Below are 21,712 nucleotides of genomic sequence, written 5' to 3'. Positions count from 1 at the left end.
GGGCGGGGATTGTACGCCGGGGAAGGGGAAGGTCAACTCCCCGGCGAGGGATACTTACTTCAGTTTTGACTGCGCCCAGACAATACCGCTCGCATATTCTGGCGGCAGCAGGGGAACAATCGCTTCCAGCGTGGCGCTCAGGCGGTCCGTGTCGGTATCGTTCAGGTTCAGATGGCCGACCTTACGCCCCGGACGCACCTCTTTGTCGTACCAGTGCAGGTGCACCAGCGGCAGCTTCAGCCAGTTGTAGTTCAGATCGGTGCCGATCAGGTTGATCATCACCGACGGGCTGGTCACCACCGGCTGCGGCAGCGGCAGATCGGTGATGGCGCGCAGGTGCAGCTCGAACTGGCTGATGGAGGCGCCGTTTTGCGTCCAGTGGCCGCTGTTGTGCACGCGCGGCGCAAGTTCGTTGATCAGCAGACCCGACGGCGTGACGAAACACTCCATCGCCATCACGCCCACATAGCCCAGCTCATGCATGATGGCAGAGAGCATCTCTTCCGCCTGCGCCTGCTGGTCAGCATTGGCCTGCGGGAAGGCGACGCTGGTGCGCAGAATCCCGTCCTGATGCAGGTTATGCGTTAGCGGGTAAAAAACGGTGTGCCCGTCATGCCCGCGCGCGCCAACCAGCGACACTTCACCGCTAAAGTTAATGCCCTGCTCAACAATGCACTCGCCGTAGCAGTCGTCCGGCAGCTCGGCGGTGTCGTTCGCGCGCAGGCGCCACTGCCCGCGGCCGTCGTAGCCGCCGACGCGACGCTTCACAATCGCCAGGTCTCCCAGCATCGCAAACACGTCATCCCACTCGCGCTTATCGGAAAGCAGCTGCCACGGCGCGGTCGCGAGGCCGAGCTTGTCGAAAAGCTGTTTTTGCGTGAGACGGTCGGCAATGATCGGGAAGACGTCGCGGTTCACAAAGGCGTTATGGCGCGCCAGCTCGCGGGTCAGGGCGGTTTCCGGCCAGCGTTCAATTTCGGCGGTGATCACGCTCTGATGGAACGGCACGGCTTCCGGCTCGGCATCCAGCCCGACGGGCCAGACGGCAATACCCAGCGGCTCACCGGCCTGACGTAGCATCCGGCCAAGCTGACCATTACCAAGAACGCAAACCTGCTTCATGCTGCACCCCGCGGATCCGGGTTATCCAGCACCTCATCGGTCTGGGCTTTACGCCACTCCGCCAGACGCTGGTGCAAATCTTTATCATGCGTCGCCAGGATCTGCGCGGCCAGCAGGGCGGCATTTGCCGCACCCGCTTTACCAATCGCCAGGGTACCGACAGGAATACCGCGCGGCATCTGGACGATAGAGTAAAGGCTATCCACCCCGCTTAACGCGGCGCTTTGCACGGGAACACCCAGTACCGGCACCAGCGTTTTGGCGGCAATCATGCCCGGCAGATGTGCTGCGCCGCCCGCACCGGCAATGATCACCTCGTAACCGTTCTCTTCGGCGCTTTCGGCGAAGCTGAACAGTTTATCCGGCGTACGGTGCGCGGAAACCACTTCGACGTGGTGCGGAACATTCAGGATTTCAAAGATTTCGGCGGCGAACTGCATGGTAGCCCAGTCGCTTTTGGACCCCATCACGATGGCGACACGCGCCGGATTATTGCGGGAAGACATGCGTCTTAAAACTCCTGTGGTGCGGAACACACTGCTTTCGAGGGCACAGAGAATAGCATGTAATACCGGCAAGGAAAACGGTTGCGTGGTCGGGAAATGAGCGAAAAGACGGGGAGGCGTTAAAACGGGAAGGCGATCAGTTCGACACCTTCCGGCGTAACTTTGACCATCGATCCTTCGCTGTGCCAGGCGCCTAAAACCACGCGATGGGCGGGCTCGCCGTTGGCGATAAGGGAATGCACATCGGGACGATGGGTATGGCCGTGGATCAGCCACTGAACGCGATGCTTCTCCATCACCTTCACCACCGCCTGCGGATTGACGTCCATGATGGTCATCGATTTGCTGCTGTTGGCGGCCTTGCTGCCCGCGCGCATTCTGGCGGCGATGCGGTTGCGGATAAACAGCGGCAGGGCGAGGAACACTTTCTGGATCCACGGGGTGTGAACTTTGGCGCGAAACGCCAGGTAGCCGGTATCGTCAGTGCAGAGCGTGTCGCCGTGCATGATCAGAATATTGCGGCCATAGAGGTTGAGCACCTGCTCTTCCGGCAGCAGCGTCATACCGCTCTCGCGGGCGTAGCGCTGGCCGATCAGGAAATCACGGTTGCCGTGAATGAAATAGCAGGGGACGCCGGAATCCACCAGCACTTTAATGGCCGCAGCTATCTCACGGTGCAGCGGGTTCGGATCGTCGTCGCCTATCCAGGCCTCAAACAGGTCGCCCAGAATGTACAGCGCGTCGGCGCTTTTCGCTTCACCGCGTAAAAAACGCAGAAAACCGGCGGTTATCGCCGGTTCTTCTGTTTGCAGATGCAGATCCGCAATAAAGAGTGTCGCCACGAATTACTCGCTGACGGTCACGCTTGTGATCACAACGTCTTCTTTAGGAACGTCCTGGTGCATACCGCTGCGGCCAGTAGAAACGGCTTTGATCTTGTCGACCACGTCCATTCCTTCAACCACTTCTGCGAATACGCAGTAGCCCCAGCCTTGCAGACTTTCGCCAGAGAAGTTCAGGAAGTCGTTGTCCGCTACGTTGATGAAGAACTGTGCGGTCGCAGAGTGTGGCGCCTGAGTACGGGCCATTGCCAGCGTACCACGGGTGTTTTTCAGGCCGTTGTTCGCTTCGTTTTTGATCGCTTCTTTCGTCTCTTTCTGGCGCATGCCAGGCTCGAAACCGCCGCCCTGGATCATAAAGCCGTTGATCACACGGTGGAAAATGGTGTTGTTGTAGAAACCTTCGCGGCAGTAGTCCAGGAAGTTTTTAACTGTTTCAGGCGCTTTGTCATCAAAGGTTTTGATTACGATATCGCCATGATTAGTGTGGAAAGTAACCATTTTTGCATCCTGTTCCGTTATTGTGGTGCGTCGACCCGTGCTCGGGTCACATATAGGGGCTTGTTATAGCATAACCACAGGACACGATCACCTTGCATTGTGTGCTGACCGTACTCCGAATTATGGGTATTATAAGGAACAAACAATCCACACACGTGTTTACATGGAATCTTCGATGTTAAAAATCTTTAATACAATGACGCGCCAAAAAGAGGAATTTAAACCTATCCATGCCGGGGAAGTCGGCATGTACGTGTGTGGTATTACGGTTTACGATCTCTGTCATATCGGCCATGGCCGTACCTTTGTCGCGTTCGACGTGGTGTCACGCTACCTGCGCTTCCTGGGCTACAACCTGAAGTACGTGCGCAACATCACCGACATCGACGACAAAATCATTAAACGTGCTAATGAAAATGGCGAAAGCTTTGTCGCGCTGGTGGATCGCATGATCGCCGAAATGCACAAGGATTTTGATGCCTTAAATATTCTGCGCCCGGACAGCGAGCCGCGTGCGACCCACCATATCCATGAAATCATTGATATCACTCAAAAGCTGATCGAGCGCGGTCACGCCTATGTGGCGGACAACGGCGACGTGATGTTCTCGGTGCCAACGAACCCAACCTACGGTGCGCTTTCCCGCCAGGATCTGGACCAGCTCCAGGCCGGCGCGCGCGTGGACGTGGTGGACGTGAAGCGTAATCCGATGGACTTCGTGCTGTGGAAGATGTCCAAAGCGGGCGAACCGAGCTGGCCATCCCCGTGGGGCGAAGGGCGTCCGGGCTGGCACATTGAATGTTCCGCGATGAACTGCAAGCAGCTGGGCAACCATTTCGACATCCATGGCGGCGGTTCGGATCTGATGTTCCCGCACCATGAAAACGAAATCGCGCAGTCCACCTGTGCACACGGCGGCGAGTACGTGAACTACTGGATGCACTCCGGGATGGTGATGGTTGACCGCGAGAAGATGTCGAAATCGCTGGGTAACTTCTTCACCGTGCGCGACGTGCTGAAGTATTACGACGCGGAAACCGTGCGCTACTTCCTGATGTCTGGCCACTATCGCAGCCAGCTGAACTACAGCGAAGAGAACCTGAAGCAGGCGCGCGCTGCGCTGGAGCGTCTGTATACCGCCTTGCGCGGCACCGATAAATCTGTTCCGGCCGCAGGCGGTGAGGCGTTCGAGGCCCGCTTCGTTGAGGTCATGAACGACGACTTCAACACCCCGGAAGCCTACTCCGTGCTGTTCGACATGGCGCGTGAGGTGAACCGCCTGAAGTCAGAAGATATGGCGGCGGCCAATGCGCTGGCGTCTCATCTGCGTAAGCTCTCTTCCGTGCTCGGCCTGCTGGAGCAGGAGCCGGACCTGTTCCTGCAAAGCGGCGCGCAGGCGGACGACGGTGAAGTGGCGGAAATTGAAGCACTGATCAAAGCACGTCTCGAAGCGCGTCAGGCGAAAGACTGGGCGGCGGCGGATGCGGCGCGTAACCGTCTGACCGAGATGGGCATTATTCTGGAAGACGGCCCGCAGGGAACCACCTGGCGTCGTAAGTAGGTCCGTAACGCCCGGTGGCGCTAACGCTTACCGGGCCTACAAAATCACGACCGTAGGCCGGGTAAGGCGTAGCCGCCACCCGGCTTTTCTTTTACCTCCGCCTCCACCACAGCAACCCCATCAGCACCATCCCCGGCAGCCACACCCACAGCAGTTCCGAGATAATGACCTCATGCCCGTAGGGCGTGGCGTAGCGCGACAGCGCAAACGGCGCGACCTTGATCACCTGCCACGGCGCAAAGAAGCGCTCATCTGACCAGGGCCACAGCCAGCCGACGCCTTTCCCGCCTGTCGTTATTGAATCCAGCAGGCTGTGCGACAGCAATGATACGGTTAAAAACAGCCAGCACCGCGTCAGGCTGGCCCTGAACCAACATCGGCCTGCCAGCACGCAGAGTATCGGCACCACCAGGGCAAACAGTAGCGAATGAGTGAAACCGCGGTGGCCGAAAATATTCCCGTAGGCGACACCGAATTTAAACGCCAGTACGTCGGCATCGGGCAGCATGGCGAGGACGATCCCGGCAAACAGCAGGCGGGGTGGGATGACTTTGGTTCCGAGCCCTAAGCCCAGACACAGAGGTACGGCAGCGTGGGTGATAATGGTAGGCATTGCATTTATCCATGGCAAATCATGGGAATATAGCAGCAGATCCGCCGCAGCAAACCTGTGCTAAATTCTGATTTTACGCCGATTCCCGCGCGATAAGCTGCCCGGAGAGGGTAATGCGCTGCGTTTGCAGATCCGGCTCTTTCAGCCTGCGGATCATCAGCCCTGCCGCCTGGCGGCCGGTCTCTTCGCTGGCAGACGAAACGTAAGTCAGTGACGGCGACGTGAGATTAACGTGGAGCATATCTTCAAAACCAATCAGCGCCACCTGCTGGGTTAAAAACACGTCTTTACCCACCGTGCGCCCCACCTGGTGAATACCTGAGATTGAACCGATCATCGCGTCCGGTGAATGGCAGAGCAGGGCGGTAATCGTGTTGTTCTTCTCCAGCAGCTGACGAGTCGCGATGGCCGCCGCCTGCGTGTCATCGGTGCAGGCAGGAGAATATTCCTCACGCCAGACCAGGCCGCTCTGCGTCATCGCGCTGCGAAAACCAAGCAGGCGCTGCTCGCGGATACGGCACCCGTCGCGCCCGCCAATGTAGGCGATGTTACGGTGCCCGCGCTCGATAAGATAACGCGCGGCCAGGTTCGCCGCCTGGCGGTTATCGCGCATCACCAGGTTGCATTTCTCTTCCAGCAACGACTGCGAAACCGCCACAAGCGGCAGCGGGCAGTGACGAACGTGTTCCGGAAGAGAGGCGGCGCGGGTGTCCGACGCCAGGTAGATGACGCCCGCCACGCCCTGCTGCTTAAATGAGAGCAGGGTACGCTCAAGATGTTCGCCGTCGTTCAGCGGCTGACCGAGAAATACCATATAACCCTGTTTCTCCAGCTCCTGAACGATGCTCGCCATCACCTTGATGGAAAAGCTGTCGCTGAAGTCGCGCAGGATCAGGCCGATTAAGTTGGAGGTGTTGGCGCGAAGATTGGCAGCGGCGACGTTATGAACATAGCCCAGCGTTGTGATGGCGGCATTGACCTTCCCGATCGTCGCCTCTGAGATCTTCCCTTTCTGGCGCAGCACCAGCGAAACGGTAGAAACCGACACGCCCGCATGCTTTGCGACATCAATAATGCTGACTTTCTTCAAAACCGCTCCCTGAAATTTCCCGATTATCAGCCAGATAAGAGGCGTTCCCCAGCGTACAGGAGACGCCTCCTTCAGGCATCTTATTATTTGCCAATCATGGTGGACATGGTCTGGGCGATAAACTGTGCTCTGGCCCCGAAAATCACCTGTATTCCGTTATCGCCAACGAACACCACGCCGCGCGCGCCAAGCCCGTTCAGCCCGTCCCGGTCCACCGCTTCGCTCTTCGCCACTTCCAGACGCAGACGCGTGATGCAGGAGCCGACGGAATCAATGTTCTGCGCACCGCCCAGCAGGCCGATGATTTCGGTGGCAAGTTCGGAATCGGACTTGTCATTCGCGCTGGCGGTCACTTCGGTGCGGCCCGGCGTTTTCACGTCGAAACGGCGGATCACGAAGCGGAAGGTGAAGTAGTAGATCAACGCCATCGGAATGCCGATGATAATGGCGCTCAGGAAGTTGGTCTGATAGCCGTTAAACGACGGCAGGATCCCGAACGACAGGTAGTCGATAAAGCCCGCCGAGAACGACTTGGCGATGTGCGCATGCAGCAGGTACATGGTCATGTACGCCAGGCCCGCCATGATGGCGTTGAAGACGTAAAGGATCGGCGCCACGAAGATAAAGGTGAACTCTACCGGCTCGGTGATGCCCGTCAGGAAGCAGGTGAGGGCCGCAGAGAACAGAATACCGGCCGCGATTTTCTTATTCTTCGTGTGCGCTTCGTGGTACATCGCCAGACACGCCGCGGGCAGTGCGAACAGCATCAGCGGGAACTCGCCCTGCATGAATTTCCCGGCGTTCTGGTAGGTGTCGCTGCTGAAGGATTTCACTCCCTCTTCCAGCATCTTGAACCAGATGGTCTGGTCACCGTGGATCACCTGACCCGCCTGGGTAGTGTAATCCCCGAAGGAATACCAGAAGGATGGATACCAGATATGGTGCAGGCCGAGCGGGATCAACGCGCGCTCCACCAGCCCGAAGATAAAGGTCGAGGCCGCCTGGTTATCGCCGTTCACCACCACGGACAGGGCGTCGATCCCGGACTGAATATGCTGCCAGACGTACGGCAGCAGCAGGCCGAGCAGGAACGACAGAAACGCCGTCGCAATCGCCACAAAGCGCTTGCCGGAGAAGAAGCCGAGGAACTCCGGCAGCTGCATGGTGTGGAAGCGGTTGTAACACCAGGCCGCAAGAATACCGCAGATGAGGCCGCCAAAGACACCCATCTGCAACGTCGGAATGCCAACGACCATGGCGTATTTGCCGCCCTGAGAGGCCATTTCCGGCGTGATGCTCAGCACGGTGCTGATGGTGATGTTGGTGACAAACACGGAGACCGCCGCAGAGAGTGCGGCAATGCCGGATTCCGAAGCCAGTCCGACGGCAGAGCCGATGGCGAACAGCATCGGCAGGTTATCAAAGATAACCCCGCCGGCGTTCATCATCAGCGGCAGATGGAACTTATCGCCGAAGGCCAGCAGCAGGCCCGCAGCGGGAAGCAGTGAAATTGGCAGCATTAAGGCGCGACCAATCATCGATAACTTAGACAGCGATTTAACAAACCCTGATATCAGGCTCATGCTGATTTCCCCCGAGTAGCGCTTTTTCGCGCTGTTATTTTTAAGTAGAACGTTTTAGTAGAACGTTCTACTTATCGTGGGGAAAGTCTGAAAATCGCGCAACTTAATTTTCACATTTCGCCAGAGGGAATAGTGATTATTTGAAGTTGATCGATAATTAACCGTGATGGGTGTGAGGGGATTGTGAGAGAAATTGCCGGGTGGCGGCTTCGCCTTACCCGGCCTACAAACGGAGACAGTACGTAGGCCCGGTAAGCGCAGCGCCACCGGGCATCAGACAGCTCAGGCCGTCACGGTCACGCTCTGTCCTGCGAAGCTCACGGTCTGACCCGCGACAATTTTGCAGCGCTTGCGGGTTTCCACTGCGCCGTCTACTTGTACCTGCCCGTCGGCGATGACGATCTTCGCCTGCGCGCCGCTTTCGCTCCAGCCTTCCAGCTTCAGCAGATCGCACAGCTCAACGTGCGGGTGTTTACCCAAAGAAAAAGTTGCCATGATTACGCGTCCTCTACGTCGTGATACTCCTCGCACGCCTGCAAGGTATTCTGAATCAGTGTTGCTACCGTCATCGGGCCTACGCCGCCCGGGACCGGAGTAATATAGGATGCGCGCGCTGCGGCATCTTCATACACCACGTCGCCGACCACTTTGCCATTTTCCAGACGGTTAATACCCACGTCCACGACGATTGCGCCCTCTTTGATCCACTCGCCCGGAATAAAGCCCGGCTTGCCGACCGCAACGATCAGCAGATCGGCGTTTTCGACGTGGTGACGCAGGTTTTTAGTGAAGCGGTGGGTAACGGTGGTGGTACAGCCCACCAGCAGCAGCTCCATGCTCATCGGGCGGCCCACGATGTTGGAGGCGCCAATCACCACGGCGTTGAGGCCGTAGGTATCGATGTTATAACGCTCCAGCAGCGTCACGATGCCGCGCGGGGTGCACGGACGCAGGCGCGGCGCGCGCTGGCACAGTCGGCCTACGTTATACGGATGGAAACCGTCAACGTCTTTGTCCGGCGCGATGCGCTCCAGCACCTTCACGTTGTCAATGCCCGCAGGCAGCGGCAGCTGAACCAGGATGCCGTCGATCTCTTTATCGGCATTCAGAGTGTCGATCAGTTCCAGCAGTTCCGCTTCGCTGGTGGTTTCCGGCAGATCGTAAGAGCGGGAGACGAACCCCACCTCTTCACACGCTTTGCGTTTGCTGCCGACATAAATTTGCGAAGCCGGGTTGCTGCCAACCAGCACAACGGCCAGCCCGGGGGCGCGAAATCCGGCGGCTTTACGCGCCTTCACTTTTTCCGCAACCTCAGAGCGCACCTGCTGCGCAATCGTTTTACCGTCAATAATCTTTGCTGCCATCAGAGAGAAGATTCCGTCTGTAACGTTAGAAAGGAGGGATTGCATGTATTTTGTCAGAAGCGAGCGCCGCTGTCAGTCACCCTTTACGAGATTTCATCGATGTCCCACAAAATCCCTTCTCAGGGCATGGTCAATTTCTTAGAGGTGATTAGGATGTGACCTGGCAAAATGGCAGCGTTTTGACATATTACAAAATAAATTCCTGAGCTACTTTGTCCTCTCCGAAATAAGCCTTCAATTTTTTAATTGATCGTATTTCTTATTCCCGAATATGCGCGGGAAGGGTTATTTACATTTTAAAGGAATAGACATGAAACTCAGCAACATTGCTTCTACTGTTATTGCAACTCTGGCCCTGGTCGCGGGTGCCGCTCACGCAGAAGATCCGGTAGCGCCTGTATCTGTAAACGGTGGTACGGTGCATTTTAAAGGTGAATTAGTGAATGCCGCGTGTTCAGTGAATACTGACTCTTCAGAGCAGACGGTTAATCTTGGCCAGTACCGTACCGCGAAATTCACTAAAGTGGGTGACACCACCTCCAATATTCCGTTCACCATCGAACTGAACGACTGCGATCCTGCGGTAGCGAAAACCGCTGCTGTCGCGTTTACCGGCCAGATCGACGCCACCGACAAAACGCTGCTGGCGGTAAGCTCCGGTAATAACGACAACTCCGCGAAGGGCGTAGGTATTGAGATCCTCGACAGCAAATCCTCCACGCTGACCCCGGACGGTGCCACCTTCTCTGCGGCGCAGAACCTGATTGAAGGGACTAACACCCTGAACTTCACCGCGCGCTATAAAGCCACGGCGGCGACCACCGAGCCAGGCCAGGCAAACGCGGACGCAACATTCGTAATGAAATACGAGTAATGCCTGAGTACAGGGATGTGGCTGGCCTCAGGGAAGAGGTCTTTTGATCGCCTATACCGGGAGCGAAGGATGACAAGGACTGGGATACTGCTGTGTGCCCTTGCGATTGCCTCAGCGGTAAACGCACATACCGTGGTCATAGACGGCGGCAAAGTACACCTCAGGGGAGAGCTGGTTAACGGCGGCTGCGCCGTGGCCCCGGACAGCCAGAATATGCGCGTGGATATGGGGCAATACCGCACAAACGCCTTTTCCGGCGTCGGCAGCTTTTCCACGGTTAATGTGCCTTTCACCGTACGTCTGCTGGATTGCAGCGTGGACGTCTCCCGCACCGTGGGGATCCAGTTCCAGGGAGTGACACCGGCAGAAGACCCGCAGGTTTTCCTGGCGACATCGCGGCCGGGGGAAAATGCGGTCAGCAGTGGTGTCGGGCTGGCGCTTTTTGACGAACAGCAACGTCAGATCATCCCGAACGCGACGGCGGTGAGCTGGTTACCCATTGACACCCGCGAGCTGGTATTTCATTTCAGCGCCCGCTACCGGGCAATTTCCGAACACCTTGTACCAGGCACTATTCAGTCGAATGTCTGGTTTACGTTGATTTATCCCTGACGCCTGCGAACTAATTATTAAAGGTACGGTTGTGATGAACACCCTGATTAAACCTGGACTGTTTTTATCTTTTATTTTGATGATGGTTTCTGCCAGCGCGAATGCGTCCGGCGGGATTGCGCTGGGCGCGACGCGCGTTATTTATCCGGCCGATGCCAAACAAACGTCGCTGGCGATCACCAACAGCAATAAACAAGAGCGCTATTTAATTAACGCGTGGATAGAAAATGCCAACGGGCAAAAGGAAAAAACCTTTGCCGTCACGCCGCCGCTGTTTGTCAGCGAGCCGGCCAGCGAAAACACCCTGCGCATTATCTACGCAGGCCCGGCGCTGCCTGCCGATCGCGAATCGCTCTTTTACATGAACGTCAAAGCGATTCCCTCCGTCAGCAAAAAACATCAGGACGGCAACAACGTCCTGCAACTGGCTATTCTGTCACGTATCAAGCTGTTTGTTCGCCCGGCTAACCTGGCGATGCCGCCGGAAGAGGCGCTCTCACAGCTGCGCTTTGAGCGCGTCGGCAACCATCTTAAGGTGAGCAATGCCTCGCCGTATTACGTCACGCTGGTCAATCTGAAGCTCGGCGGTCAGACGCTGGATAACCTGATGGTTGCCCCTAAAAGCTCGGCACAGCAGGTGCTGCCTGCCGCTGCGAGCGGCACGCTCTCCTGGCAGAGTGTGAATGACTATGGCGCCATTACGCCGGCGCGTAGCGTCAGCCTGTGAGCAGAGACAGGGCGATGAACACTCAATGGCGTTACTGCCCGGTTGCGCTGGCACTGATGGCAACGCTCTGGCCACTCGCTGGCTGGGGCGAAAGCTACTTTAACCCGGCGTTTCTCTCCGATGACACGGCGAACGTGGCGGATTTGTCGCGTTTTGAAAAAGGCCACCAGCAGGCACCGGGCGTCTATCGCGTCGATATCTGGCGTAATGATGAGTTTATCGGCACGCAGGACGTGCGGTTTGAGCAAGCTGACAACACGCCGCCGGTCGCGGGCGGTTTGTCGCCGTGCATTACGCGCGCGATGCTCGATCGCTTTGGCGTCAATATCGCCGCCTTCCCGGAACTGAGCAACGTGCAGGGCGATACCTGCGTTCCGCTCACCACGGCTATTCCGGGCAGCGAAACGGCGTTCAACTTCGCCTCGTTGCGCCTGAACGTCAGCCTGCCTCAGGTGGCGATGCAAAACAGCGCCCGCGGGTATATTCCGCCTGAACAGTGGGATGAAGGCATCCCCGCCGCGCTGCTGAACTACAGCTTTACCGGCAACCGGGGCAGCGACGACGACAGCTACTATCTGAACCTGCAAAGCGGGTTGAACTATGGCGCCTGGCGATTACGCAATAACGGCGCGTGGCGTTATACCGAAAGCAACGGCCAGCGGCGCAGCAGCTGGCAAAATATTGGTACCTGGGCGCAGCGTACGATCATCCCGCTGAAAAGCGAGCTGGTGCTTGGCGACAGCAACACCGGTAACGATGTCTTCGACAGCGTTGGTTTTCGCGGTGGTCGCCTCTATTCGTCCGACAGTATGTACCCGGACAGCCTGCAAGGTTACGCGCCTACCGTGCGCGGAATCGCCCGCACCCCTGCCAAAGTGGTGATCCGCCAGAACGGATACGTGATTTACCAGAGCTACGTGCAGCCGGGGGCTTTTGCGATAACTGACCTTAACCCGACCTCCTCAAGCGGTGACCTGGAGGTGACGGTGGAAGAGAAGGACGGCAGCCAGCAGCGCTACACCGTTCCGTATTCCACCGTTCCGCTGCTCCAGCGTGAAGGGCGCTGGAAATACGATCTGGTGGCAGGGGACTATCGCAGCGGCAACAGCGAGCAGGACACGCCGTTCTTTACTCAGGGTACGATGATTGCGGGTCTTGCCGACGGCTACACGCTGTACGGCGGAACGCAGCTGGCCTCGCGCTATACTGCCATCGCTATTGGCGCGGGTAAAAACCTCGGTGACTGGGGGGCGGTTTCACTTGATCTCACCCATGCCCGCAGCCAGCTTGCCGATGACAGTCGCCATGAAGGGCAGTCCCTGCGGTTCCTGTACGCAAAATCCCTTAACGGATTCGGCACCAACTTCCAGCTGCTGGGCTATCGCTACTCGACCAAAGGCTTCTACACCCTCGACGATGTGGCCTGGCGCACAATGGAAGGCTACCAGTATGGCGACGATCAGGACGATGACGGCGTGCCGGACGTGCAGAGCTATCACAACCTGACGCTGAATAAAAAAGGGCGTTTCCAGCTCAATATCTCCCAGTCTCTCGGCGATTACGGCTCGGTGTACGTGTCGGGCAGCCAGCAAAGTTACTGGGGCACCAGCGAGTCCAACGTCTGGTATCAGCTTGGCTACGCGGGCGGGGTGAAAGGGGTCAGCTACGCCTTATCCTGGTCGTGGAACAAGGCCGTCGGCATTGACGGAACCGACCGGATCGCCTCGTTCAACGTCTCCGTCCCGTTCAGCCTGTTTACCCGTCACGGCTACCGTCGCGATAACGCGATCGACCGGGCCTATGCCACGGCCTCAGCCAGCCGTAACAGCGACGGTGATACCAGCTGGCAGACCGGGATCAGCGGGACGTTGCTCCAGGATCGTAACCTGAACTACAGCATCACGCAGGGTCACACCAGCAATAACGGTGCCAGCGGCAGCGCCAGCGCTAACTGGCAGGCAACGTACGGCACGCTGGGCGTGGGCTACAACTACGCCCGGGATCAGCACGACCTCAACTGGCAGCTCTCCGGCGGCGTGGTAGGGCATTCAGACGGCATCACATTCAGTCAGCCGCTGGGCGATACCAACGTCTTGATCAAAGCGCCGGGCGCGTCAGGCGTGAGCGTCGAAAACCAGACCGGCGTCAAAACAGACTGGCGTGGCTATGCGGTGATGCCGTACGCCACGGTGTACCGTTACAACCGCGTGGCGCTCGACACCAACACCATGAGCAACAACACCGACATTGAAAATAACGTTTCCAGCGTCGTACCGACGAACGGTGCGCTGGTTCGCGCCAGTTTTGACACCCGCATCGGCGTGCGTGCGCTGCTCACCGTGAAGCGTGATAACCAGCCTGTACCGTTTGGGGCGGTGGTGCGTGAGACGCAGAGCGGCGTAACCAGCATGGTGGGAGATGACGGTCAGATTTACCTGAGCGGGCTGCCGCTGAGCGGAGAACTGCTGATTCAGTGGGGAGACGGGAAACAGTCCCAGTGTCGTGCGCCCTACAGCCTGCCAGAACAAAGCCTGCAACAGGCGATCACACTTAAGGGGATCCGCTGTGAATAAAATCCATTATCTGGGGCTATCCCTGCTGGCGTTTTTGCCGCTATCTGAGGCGTTCGCCACGGTCTGCGTCAATGAAAATGGCGTGCCGACGGAGGTGTATTACGACCTGACGGATAAATTCAACAGCTCCAATAACCAGGTGGGGCAGATTGTCACGCTCAGCGAGAAGTCCCAGTGGGTGGGCGTCAACGCCGTCTGTCCTAAGGGAACGTCCGGGAACACCACCAAGCGCAGCTATGTTACCGATTTCCCGGTCACGGGCACCAGCGATGGCTACCAGTATCTGAAGCTAAACGACTATCTGGACGGGGCGATGAAAATCACCGACAGCTACGCTGGCACGTTTTATCCGCCCAAAAGCTACATTCAGATGGGGAGCCACCCGAATGTGTCTAAAAACAAACCGTTTGGCGTACAGGATTCCAGCCTCGTCTTCCGGCTTAAAGTGACCCGACGCTTTATCAATATGGTGGTGATCCCCCGGGCGACCATGTTCCGGGTTTACGTCACCACGACCTCCTCGGATCCGCTCACCACGCCGGTCTATACCATCAGCTACAGCGGGACCATTCAGGTGCCTCAGAGCTGTGAAATTAATGCCGGGAATGTGGTGGAGTTCGATTTCGGAGACATCGGCGCCTCCCTGTTCAGTAAAGCAGGCATCGGGAATAAGCCGGAGGGGATCTCAGCGCAAAGCAAAACCATCGGCATCAAATGCACCAACGTCGAGGCGAACGCCATGCTCACGATGCGTGTTGAAGCGGAGAAAGTTTCAGGCAGTACGCTGGTTTCCGATAACGCGGATGTGGGTTTTGTGATTGCCAACAGTAATGGCGTGCCGCTGACGCCCAACAACCTGACCAGCAAAATCCCGTTCCGTCTGGACGACAGCGCTCAGGCGCAGGTGGGGATCCGCGCGTGGCCCGTCAGCGTGACCGGTAAAAAACCTGCCGAGGGGCGTTTTACCTCTCGCGGCTATTTACGCGTCGACTACGACTAAGGAGCAGGTATGCGAAACGGAATGCGGTATTTAGCCGTCGCGCTCTTTGCGCTTTGCTCCCCTGCACACGCAGAGACGGCGCTTGGGGAAATTAACATTCAGCTCTACGGCAATATCGTGGATTTTACCTGCGTGGCGGAGGGGGACGACAGCAATAAAACCGTCACGCTCGGCACCTGGCCCACGAAACAGCTTCGCACAACGGGGAGCCGGACGCAGCCTGTACCGTTCACCCTGAAGCTGACCGGATGCCCGCCGGGGGCGGCTTCGGTCACATTTACGGGGAAGATGGACGGGCATGATAACAGCCTGCTGGCGCTGAATGATGCCAGCGCGGCCAGCAACGTGGCCGTGGAGATCCTCGATCGGGATAAAACGCGCCTCGCGTTGCAGCAGGCCAGCCAGACGGTGGCGGTGGATGCGCAGGGAAATGCGGAACTTTCGTTTTATGCCAATTATATCGCCACGGCGGATAACCCGCAGCCGGGACGGGCTGACGCCGATGCAACGTTCATGATTAATTATAATTAATCGTATCCACTCTCCCTGTAACGGTTATATGTTGCAGGGAGAGGGTAGGATTATAGTAATTCGTGCGCCTTCGCGTAATCAATTAATTCAACGATACTTTGCACGCCCAGCTTGGAAAAGATATTAGACTTATGGGCGCTAATTGTTTTGTTGCTAAGTAATAATTGATCCGCAATCTCCTTATTAGATAATCCGTTCGCCAGATATCGCAGAACCGTCACTTCACGATTTGATAATGGCATATCCACAGCGGCGCCCGTCCGCGAGCCCAGATGGTTTATAAAACTCAATGTTTCTGAGGGGAAGAAGGAATAGCCCGTCAGGATCATTTCCACCGCGTTATAAATTTCCCCCAGATCTTTTCGCTTACTGACAAAACCATTTGCCCCGGCGCGGATGGCGCGTCCTGCGTAGAAGGCTTCAGATTTCGAAGAGAGGAAAAGAACCTTAATGTCTTTATTTAAGTTCCTGATTCTTTTCAGTAATACGAACCCATCCGTGCCCGTCATTTCAATATCGAGAATGACCAGGTCAATGGGGTGGTTGCGTATACAGTCAAGCACCTCGTGGCTGTCGCCTGACTTCAGTTTGACCTGGATGTTTTTATTTTTCTGTAGCAGGACTTCTATCGACATTCTGACGATAGGGTGTTCGTCCATAATGATAACGGATGCCGGTTTCATTTTTTATGCCTCAGATTGTTAAAAGCGTTATGCTGAGTTTTGTTAAAACTCTCGAAAAGCCGGAAGGATAATTGCGCAGATCCTTGTACGGTAAATGTCCCTGGGAAGAGCGAAAGCATCCTTGTTTACGTAGTGGTGATATCAATGCCTCAGCGCAGTTATCTCATAAGGCTGGTTATGGCAAAATGATTTTTCTTATTCGCGTGTCAAACACGTCTTATTATACCGTTTAAGTATTGTCCGAAAAGCCTGTAAATTAATATCCATATATTGCTGATTATTATGTTCTGGATCTGAATCACTAACTTTTTAAAATTAGCAAAAATGTCCTGATATTGCATTTACCACACACTTTCATCTTTATGTAATAACAAAAAATAAACGATTTTACTGTATGTTAAATGAATGTTAACAGCGGGCAGACTGTGACAACCAACATCCCGCCTGCCTGCCATCCCTGAAATCCGCCATTTCGTGCGTCATCTCTCCCTTTCAAACGCCTCCTGGCAAATTGCCGTTCCCAACAACAGAACAGTACTATCTGCTGTTTTCTTCACCTCTCATCGCATTCTTTTACAGGTGAATCGCTTGTTTTTACACCATTATCATCCTGTTAACTGAAGCGCCAGAACCTTAACGCATGGATAAAATCACTCTCGTTGAGCGTACCGGCAGCATTTCGCATGGTTTAAGACCTGGAATTAGGAATAGTTATAAAATCGAAAGTTTTGTTAAAAAACACAAAAATTTAACATACATCCTAAGTAATTTCCTAAAGGTCTTTAGGAATTAAGAAGTTACTGAATACGTTAATACGTGAAATCTGAGAGGTTGTTGAGAAGATGTAGCAACTCATGACGATGATTCAGCCCAAGTTTCGCCAGGATGCAGCTGAGACGGTAAATAATGCGGCTGTAGGGGCGGTTCTGTAACTGCGCGATCTGCCGCAAGGAGCTCCCCTGCGACAGCGCCTGTAAGATCGGCCATTCATCCCGTGAAAACCACTCTTTGCGGTTGCCGGCCGGTGACGGTGCTTCCAGCAAGGTTTGTTGCATAGCCAGCGCCGTTAGCTGGCGTTCAAGCACATGAAAAGGGCCAGCCGCTTTACAAAACAGGCGAGCATCATAATCATCGGCGCGGACGAGCAGGTAGGGTGTCAGGTAGGGGGCGAACAGGCTGTGGCGGCGTAATCGGTCCAGCAGGTCGATGAGCGGCGAGGCGCGGCTCTCAATGTCTATTACCAGACGCGATGAAGGCCAGTGATTTAAATCACTGAGGGCGGCTTCCAGCGTGGAATAGTCGCAGCAATTGCTCAGGGGCGACTGCCCGCTCAGTAAACCGGAACGGAAAAAATTATCCTGTGTGACCAGAATGATAAAGGGAGCATCGGTTTTGCGGGTCTGGTTGATTGACTGGCTCAAATATTCGAGACGATCAAAAAATGGGAGAGCAAAAGGCGAGTGCGTAGAACCCAGTGAATCACTTCCTGTCCGACGACGCCGGTAACGGCGCACTGTCATTCGCATAGCTTCCCTCTTGGCGATGACCGTTCAGTCCTCCTGCCATCTCCAGGATGGCCAATAATATCCCTGACCGAAGCGCGCGCCAGCATGAAGCGCGCAAGTACGGTCCCGTTCTGTTTCAATGCCTTCAATAAGCACATTCGCAGCGATTTTTGAACAAAGGGTGACCAGCTGTGTCAGCGCCTGCGTTTCACGTAAACGCCAGAAAGCGATCTTATCGATTTTTATTCCGCTTAATGGCAGGCGGCAGGATAAAAATGCTTGTCCTGACGCTTCATCAATATCATCCAGCCAGATCCGGTGTCCTCGCGCGGTCAACTGCTGAAGCGCACAACTCACCCTCAGACGCGCCGGGTCTGAGAGTGTAAAGAACGAGGCAGGCTCCACGAGTTCAATGTTCAGCGGTGGGCTGTTAAGTTGCAGTAAACGCTGGAACATTTCCGGTATGGTCAGAACGGTTATCGGCAAATTTATGAAAAGGTTGTCACAGGGGAAGGGGTTTTTTAACGCGGCGATCTGTGCTTCCAGCAGCATAAGCGCCCGGGCGGCGGACCAGTCCTGGAAAAAGCTTTCGTTTTGCTGATGCGGCGACAGCACGCTGAGCACTTCGGCCCCCACCGTGCGCGAAGATGAGAGGGCGACAATGGGTTCAAGCTTAATGCCTGTAATATCGTGTGAGATGTGCTGCACGCACGAGGGAAAACCTGTCTGGTCTGGCGCTGTCACTCCGTCGTCCTGTTCACTTCCAGCCTCCAGGCGGCCGGGTTACCGCTGGACAGTGTGAAGGTGAAGTAAACAGGAAAACAGCAGGCGTTACTTAAAAGCGGCTAAGCCTTTTCGCAGCCCGTAAAAGAGGGATAAATGTTGAAAAAACAGCCGTATTTACAATCAGCTAGTCATTATCGCCAGAGAAGGCGGAAAAGGCATTGACTCACTACGCATTGACCGTATAATTCCAGGCGTTTCACCACCGCGAAGTACACTCTTCTCCGTGCGCCCTTAGCTCAGTTGGATAGAGCAACGGCCTTCTAAGCCGTAGGTCGTAGGTTCGAATCCTACAGGGCGTGCCATTAAATTTCACAGATTGCCGCCTGCGCGACGTCCTGCTGATTTTCTCCATGAAATACCCCTCGCGAAAGTAGCGTTAACGCACATTTTTCACAGCACAATTGACTGTTATAACAGTATTTTTCTTACCCTATGGCAATTTTGCTATTCCTCTACCATGCTCATATCACCTCACTCTTACTCGTGGGGCTTTTCGTAGTTGCTGATTAATCTCAAGGAAAAAGGTTATGAAAAAAACGACTGCTATTTTGATGGGCACTGCATTTCTGTTTACCACCAATACCTTTGCGGCTGAACTGCTGACGAAAAACGAGTTTGAGAAAGTGGAATCACAGTATGAAAAAATCGGTACGGTTAGCACTTCCAATGAAGTCTCGGTAGACGACGCGAAAAAAGAGCTGATCGAGAAAGCCGATAAAGAAGGTGCTGATGTTCTGGTGCTGACTTCCGGTAATACCAACAACAAAATTCACGGTACCGCCGATATTTTCAAGAAAAAATAATGCCTTAGCAACCACCCCTATTTCGGGGTGGTTGCGCGCCATACCTCCCGCCAGCCTTGTTTCTTGTCTCTTCTCGCTCAGAGATGTCCGTTGACACTTGATTACGCATTCATAATGCGTATAGTTCTCATTTGCATTTCTTTTAATAACTTTTAAGGCCCGACAACGGGTCATTTTTGCGCGCACGTTAAGAGCTCATTATGAACAACACCACAATGCACAAAACGCTGCTGGCGATTGCCATCGGCGCGGTTACACACTCCGCTTTTGCGGCGGATGAGAAAAAAGAGGACACCATCGTGGTCCAGTCCACGGCGGGGAGTGATTTCAAACCCGGTGGTGACCAGCTGCTTCCAGCCTTCCTCGACGGCCAGGTGGCGAACGGCGGGCGCATGGGTATGCTCGGTCAGCAGAACGCCATGGACGTGCCGTTCAACATCATCAGCTACACCTCGAAGCTGGTGGAAGATCAGCAGGCAAAAACCATTGCTGACGTGGTTGCCAACGACGCGGGCGTGCAATTTGTTCAGGGTTACGGCAACAGCGCGGAAACCTTCCGCATTCGCGGCCTGAAGTTTGACGGCGACGATATGACCTTTGGCGGATTGTCCGGGGTGCTGCCGCGTCAGGTGGTGGATGCCCAGATGGTCGACCGTATCGAGATCTTCAAAGGGGCCAACTCCCTGATGAACGGCGCCGCAAGCTCCGGCGTGGGCGGGATGATCAACCTTGAGCCCAAACACGCGGGCGACACCCCGCAGGCGAAAGTGGGCGTTGACTACACCTCGGATTCCCAGATTGGCACCACGCTGGATGCGGGTCGTCGCTTTGGTGATAACGACCAGTTTGGCGCGCGCGTGAACCTCGTGCATCGCGAAGGCGAAACCGGCGTGCCGAACGACCGCCGCCGCACCACGCTGCTCTCCACCGGCCTGGATTACAAAGGCGACCGCTTCCGCACCTCGCTGGACCTGGGCTACCAGAAAAAAACCTTCCACGGCAGCCCAACCAGCGTCAACATCTCGGCGGTGGACTTTGTGCCTGAACCGCCGAAGAACGATCGTAACTTCTCACAGAAGTGGGCCTACAGCGATATCGAAAACGAGTTCGGGATGTGGCGCAGCGAGTATGACATCACCGATAGCTGGACGGCATATACCGGTCTCGGCGCGCAGCACGCGCACGAAGAAGGGATCTACAGCGCGCCGAAGCTCCTCGATAAGAGCGGTAATGCGACGGTCAGCCGCCTTGATACCAACCGCATCAGCGATTCCGTCAGCGGCATGGCGGGCATTCGCGGTAACTTCACTACCGGCTTCGTCTCGCACAAGGTGAACGTCGGGTATTCGGCGATGACCAAAAACGAAAAAATCGCGTGGAAAATGTCGGCCGCGGCGGATAATCCGACCACCAACATCTACCACAACACCGGCGTGGCTATGCCGGACAGCAGCAACTTCAGCGGCTCTGGCGGCAAATACAGCGATCCGCTGACCAGCGGGCGCACCCGCACGCAGGGCTGGCTGCTGAGTGATACCCTGGGCGTGCTGGATGACAAGCTGCTGTTCACCGCAGGCGCACGTCATCAGAAAGTTGTCATCCGCGGGTACAACAAAATCACCGGCGCGGAAAACGACGCGGACGGTTTCGACGGCAGCCGCTGGATGCCAACCTACGGCGTAGTCTATAAACCGTGGGAGGAAATTTCCCTCTACGCCAACCACACCGAGGCGTTACAGCCCGGTGAAACTGCGCCGAACACTGCTACTAACTACGGCCAGAGCACCGGTATCGTGCACTCTAAGCAGAACGAAGTGGGCGTAAAGGCGGACTTTGGCCGCGTGGGCGGCTCCCTGGCGCTGTTTGAGATCAAAATGCCGTCGGCGATCCTTGACGACAGCGGTCACTACGGCCTGGATGCAGAACAACGTAACCGCGGCGTGGAGCTGAACGTCTTCGGCGAGCCAATGCTTGGGATGCGTCTGAATGCCAGCGCCACCTGGTTGCAGGCCGAGCTGACCAAAACCAAAAACGGCGTCAATCAGGGCAACGATGCGATCGGTATTCCGAGCTTCTACGCCGTGCTGGGCGCAGAGTACGATATCAAGCCGATTGAAGGCCTGACGGCGACCGCACGCGTTAACCACTCCGGCACGCAGTATGCCGATCTTGCGAACACCAAAAAGCTGGACAGCTACACCACGCTGGATCTGGGCATGCGCTATCGCTTCGCGGTGAACCACAATGAAAACCAGATGACCGTGCGGGCAGGCATCGACAACGTGACCAACGAGAACTACTGGTCAAGCGTGGACGATTCCGGTACTTACATCACTCAGGGCGAGCCGCGTACCTTTAAGGTCTCGGTTGGCTACGAGTTCTAAGCGTTCCACCTCGTTATCCGGGGCAGGGACGCCCCAATCCCTTCGTTGTCGTGTT

The 21,712-nt window shown here is 55.9% G+C and carries 21 protein-coding genes and 1 tRNA gene; 10 read left to right on the top strand and 12 right to left on the bottom strand.

The window, feature by feature from the left end:
- Positions 1–54 precede the first annotated feature (54 nt).
- The 4 genes from purK to ppiB all read right to left on the bottom strand — a co-directional run bounded on the left by purK (position 55) and on the right by ppiB (position 2,968).
- A complete protein-coding gene (gene purK, locus SK58_RS18425; RefSeq protein WP_003858922.1) occupies positions 55–1,122 on the bottom strand; it encodes a 5-(carboxyamino)imidazole ribonucleotide synthase in 1,068 nt (355 codons plus the stop codon).
- Positions 1,119–1,628 carry a 5-(carboxyamino)imidazole ribonucleotide mutase gene (gene purE, locus SK58_RS18420; RefSeq protein WP_006809824.1) on the bottom strand — a complete coding sequence of 170 codons (510 nt, stop codon included), beginning with the start codon at positions 1,626–1,628 and terminating at the stop codon, positions 1,119–1,121. Before purE ends, purK begins: the two co-directional genes overlap by 4 nt.
- A gap of 119 nt (positions 1,629–1,747) precedes the next feature.
- Complete coding sequence (gene lpxH, locus SK58_RS18415) at positions 1,748–2,470, bottom strand: UDP-2,3-diacylglucosamine diphosphatase (RefSeq protein ID WP_017694382.1); 723 nt, start codon at positions 2,468–2,470, stop codon at positions 1,748–1,750.
- A gap of 3 nt (positions 2,471–2,473) precedes the next feature.
- On the bottom strand, positions 2,474–2,968 hold the full coding sequence (ppiB, locus tag SK58_RS18410; RefSeq protein ID WP_000256009.1) for a peptidylprolyl isomerase B: 495 nt from the start codon (positions 2,966–2,968) through the stop codon (positions 2,474–2,476).
- 175 nt (positions 2,969–3,143) lie between these two features.
- Here ppiB and cysS point away from each other — a divergent pair, with 175 nt between their 5' ends.
- A complete protein-coding gene (gene cysS / locus SK58_RS18405; protein WP_048220300.1) occupies positions 3,144–4,529 on the top strand; it encodes a cysteine--tRNA ligase in 1,386 nt (461 codons plus the stop codon).
- Between the two features lie 91 nt (positions 4,530–4,620).
- Here cysS and SK58_RS18400 read toward each other — a convergent pair whose 3' ends face one another.
- The 5 genes from SK58_RS18400 to folD form a co-directional block, all read right to left on the bottom strand.
- On the bottom strand, positions 4,621–5,142 hold the full coding sequence (locus SK58_RS18400; protein WP_023296050.1) for a metal-dependent hydrolase: 522 nt from the start codon (positions 5,140–5,142) through the stop codon (positions 4,621–4,623).
- 73 nt (positions 5,143–5,215) lie between these two features.
- Positions 5,216–6,232 (bottom strand): Mal regulon transcriptional regulator MalI, encoded by a 1,017-nt coding sequence (gene malI / locus SK58_RS18395; RefSeq protein ID WP_048220299.1) that lies wholly within the window; start codon positions 6,230–6,232, stop codon positions 5,216–5,218.
- Positions 6,233–6,315: 83 nt separating this feature from the next.
- Entirely contained in the window at positions 6,316–7,815 is a 1,500-nt protein-coding gene (locus SK58_RS18390) for a PTS transporter subunit EIIC (RefSeq protein ID WP_003858916.1), read from the bottom strand.
- 282 nt (positions 7,816–8,097) lie between these two features.
- Positions 8,098–8,310, bottom strand: coding sequence for a ribosome-associated protein YbcJ (gene ybcJ / locus SK58_RS18385; RefSeq protein ID WP_023296053.1), 213 nt, complete (start codon positions 8,308–8,310; stop codon positions 8,098–8,100).
- 2 nt (positions 8,311–8,312) lie between these two features.
- Positions 8,313–9,179 carry a bifunctional methylenetetrahydrofolate dehydrogenase/methenyltetrahydrofolate cyclohydrolase FolD gene (gene folD, locus SK58_RS18380; RefSeq protein ID WP_048220298.1) on the bottom strand — a complete coding sequence of 289 codons (867 nt, stop codon included), beginning with the start codon at positions 9,177–9,179 and terminating at the stop codon, positions 8,313–8,315.
- Positions 9,180–9,489: 310 nt separating this feature from the next.
- Between folD and fimA the strand changes: the two genes are divergently transcribed.
- The 6 genes from fimA (at position 9,490) to sfmF (ending at position 15,496) form a co-directional block, all read left to right on the top strand.
- Positions 9,490–10,053, top strand: a complete 564-nt coding sequence (gene fimA, locus SK58_RS18375; protein WP_003858911.1) for a type 1 fimbrial major subunit FimA — start codon at positions 9,490–9,492, stop codon at positions 10,051–10,053.
- A 69-nt stretch (positions 10,054–10,122) separates the two neighbouring features.
- Complete coding sequence (fimI, locus tag SK58_RS18370; RefSeq protein ID WP_017383235.1) at positions 10,123–10,665, top strand: type 1 fimbrial protein subunit FimI; 543 nt, start codon at positions 10,123–10,125, stop codon at positions 10,663–10,665.
- Positions 10,666–10,699: 34 nt separating this feature from the next.
- Positions 10,700–11,392: a type 1 fimbria chaperone FimC gene (fimC, locus tag SK58_RS18365; RefSeq protein ID WP_017383236.1), complete on the top strand. Its 693-nt coding sequence runs from the start codon at positions 10,700–10,702 to the stop codon at positions 11,390–11,392.
- 14 nt (positions 11,393–11,406) lie between these two features.
- Positions 11,407–13,965: a fimbrial biogenesis usher protein gene (locus SK58_RS18360; protein ID WP_048220297.1), complete on the top strand. Its 2,559-nt coding sequence runs from the start codon at positions 11,407–11,409 to the stop codon at positions 13,963–13,965.
- Positions 13,958–14,965, top strand: coding sequence for a type 1 fimbria D-mannose specific adhesin FimH (gene fimH, locus SK58_RS18355; RefSeq protein WP_017383238.1), 1,008 nt, complete (start codon positions 13,958–13,960; stop codon positions 14,963–14,965). Before SK58_RS18360 ends, fimH begins: the two co-directional genes overlap by 8 nt.
- Positions 14,966–14,974: 9 nt before the next feature.
- Positions 14,975–15,496 carry a fimbria assembly protein gene (gene sfmF, locus SK58_RS18350; protein ID WP_023296055.1) on the top strand — a complete coding sequence of 174 codons (522 nt, stop codon included), beginning with the start codon at positions 14,975–14,977 and terminating at the stop codon, positions 15,494–15,496.
- A gap of 50 nt (positions 15,497–15,546) precedes the next feature.
- Here the strand turns inward: sfmF and fimZ are convergent, their stop codons facing one another.
- The 3 genes from fimZ to SK58_RS18335 all read right to left on the bottom strand — a co-directional run bounded on the left by fimZ (position 15,547) and on the right by SK58_RS18335 (position 18,392).
- Positions 15,547–16,179 carry a fimbria biosynthesis transcriptional regulator FimZ gene (gene fimZ, locus SK58_RS18345; RefSeq protein ID WP_003858901.1) on the bottom strand — a complete coding sequence of 211 codons (633 nt, stop codon included), beginning with the start codon at positions 16,177–16,179 and terminating at the stop codon, positions 15,547–15,549.
- 809 nt (positions 16,180–16,988) lie between these two features.
- Positions 16,989–17,705 (bottom strand): helix-turn-helix transcriptional regulator, encoded by a 717-nt coding sequence (locus tag SK58_RS18340; protein WP_017383240.1) that lies wholly within the window; start codon positions 17,703–17,705, stop codon positions 16,989–16,991.
- Between the two features lie 24 nt (positions 17,706–17,729).
- The gene (locus SK58_RS18335; RefSeq protein WP_017383241.1) at positions 17,730–18,392 is read right to left on the bottom strand and encodes an EAL domain-containing protein; all 663 of its coding nucleotides are present in this window, start codon (positions 18,390–18,392) and stop codon (positions 17,730–17,732) included.
- Positions 18,393–18,695: 303 nt separating this feature from the next.
- On the opposite strand from SK58_RS18335, the gene SK58_RS18330 reads away from it, so the two are divergent.
- From SK58_RS18330 to SK58_RS18320, 3 genes are all read left to right on the top strand, one after another.
- A tRNA-Arg gene (locus SK58_RS18330) sits at positions 18,696–18,772 on the top strand.
- Between the two features lie 225 nt (positions 18,773–18,997).
- Complete coding sequence (gene yahO, locus SK58_RS18325) at positions 18,998–19,273, top strand: DUF1471 family periplasmic protein YahO (protein WP_017382562.1); 276 nt, start codon at positions 18,998–19,000, stop codon at positions 19,271–19,273.
- A gap of 200 nt (positions 19,274–19,473) precedes the next feature.
- Positions 19,474–21,657 carry a TonB-dependent receptor gene (locus tag SK58_RS18320; protein ID WP_023296057.1) on the top strand — a complete coding sequence of 728 codons (2,184 nt, stop codon included), beginning with the start codon at positions 19,474–19,476 and terminating at the stop codon, positions 21,655–21,657.
- Positions 21,658–21,712 lie beyond the last annotated feature (55 nt).

This window comes from Enterobacter sp. BIDMC93 (genome assembly GCF_001037805.1).
Classification (GTDB): Bacteria; Pseudomonadota; Gammaproteobacteria; order Enterobacterales; family Enterobacteriaceae; genus Enterobacter; species Enterobacter hormaechei_C.
The sequence above is the reverse complement of the archived record's forward strand: the minus strand, read 5'-3'. Positions and strand labels throughout refer to the sequence as shown.

Excerpts from the sequence above, each read along its gene's own strand:
- ybcJ (WP_023296053.1), bottom strand. The coding sequence starts at position 8,310 with ATGGCAACTTTTTCTTTGGGTAAACACCCGCACGTTGAGCTGTGCGAT.
- fimZ (WP_003858901.1), bottom strand. The coding sequence starts at position 16,179 with ATGAAACCGGCATCCGTTATCATTATGGACGAACACCCTATCGTCAGA.
- fimI (WP_017383235.1), top strand. The coding sequence starts at position 10,123 with ATGACAAGGACTGGGATACTGCTGTGTGCCCTTGCGATTGCCTCAGCG.
- purE (WP_006809824.1), bottom strand. The coding sequence starts at position 1,628 with ATGTCTTCCCGCAATAATCCGGCGCGTGTCGCCATCGTGATGGGGTCC.
- fimA (WP_003858911.1), top strand. The coding sequence starts at position 9,490 with ATGAAACTCAGCAACATTGCTTCTACTGTTATTGCAACTCTGGCCCTG.
- fimC (WP_017383236.1), top strand. The coding sequence starts at position 10,700 with ATGAACACCCTGATTAAACCTGGACTGTTTTTATCTTTTATTTTGATG.
- cysS (WP_048220300.1), top strand. The coding sequence starts at position 3,144 with ATGTTAAAAATCTTTAATACAATGACGCGCCAAAAAGAGGAATTTAAA.
- SK58_RS18340 (WP_017383240.1), bottom strand. The coding sequence starts at position 17,705 with ATGCGAATGACAGTGCGCCGTTACCGGCGTCGTCGGACAGGAAGTGAT.
- yahO (WP_017382562.1), top strand. The coding sequence starts at position 18,998 with ATGAAAAAAACGACTGCTATTTTGATGGGCACTGCATTTCTGTTTACC.
- sfmF (WP_023296055.1), top strand. The coding sequence starts at position 14,975 with ATGCGAAACGGAATGCGGTATTTAGCCGTCGCGCTCTTTGCGCTTTGC.
- folD (WP_048220298.1), bottom strand. The coding sequence starts at position 9,179 with ATGGCAGCAAAGATTATTGACGGTAAAACGATTGCGCAGCAGGTGCGC.
- SK58_RS18320 (WP_023296057.1), top strand. The coding sequence starts at position 19,474 with ATGAACAACACCACAATGCACAAAACGCTGCTGGCGATTGCCATCGGC.
- purK (WP_003858922.1), bottom strand. The coding sequence starts at position 1,122 with ATGAAGCAGGTTTGCGTTCTTGGTAATGGTCAGCTTGGCCGGATGCTA.
- SK58_RS18360 (WP_048220297.1), top strand. The coding sequence starts at position 11,407 with ATGAACACTCAATGGCGTTACTGCCCGGTTGCGCTGGCACTGATGGCA.
- SK58_RS18400 (WP_023296050.1), bottom strand. The coding sequence starts at position 5,142 with ATGCCTACCATTATCACCCACGCTGCCGTACCTCTGTGTCTGGGCTTA.
- SK58_RS18390 (WP_003858916.1), bottom strand. The coding sequence starts at position 7,815 with ATGAGCCTGATATCAGGGTTTGTTAAATCGCTGTCTAAGTTATCGATG.
- ppiB (WP_000256009.1), bottom strand. The coding sequence starts at position 2,968 with ATGGTTACTTTCCACACTAATCATGGCGATATCGTAATCAAAACCTTT.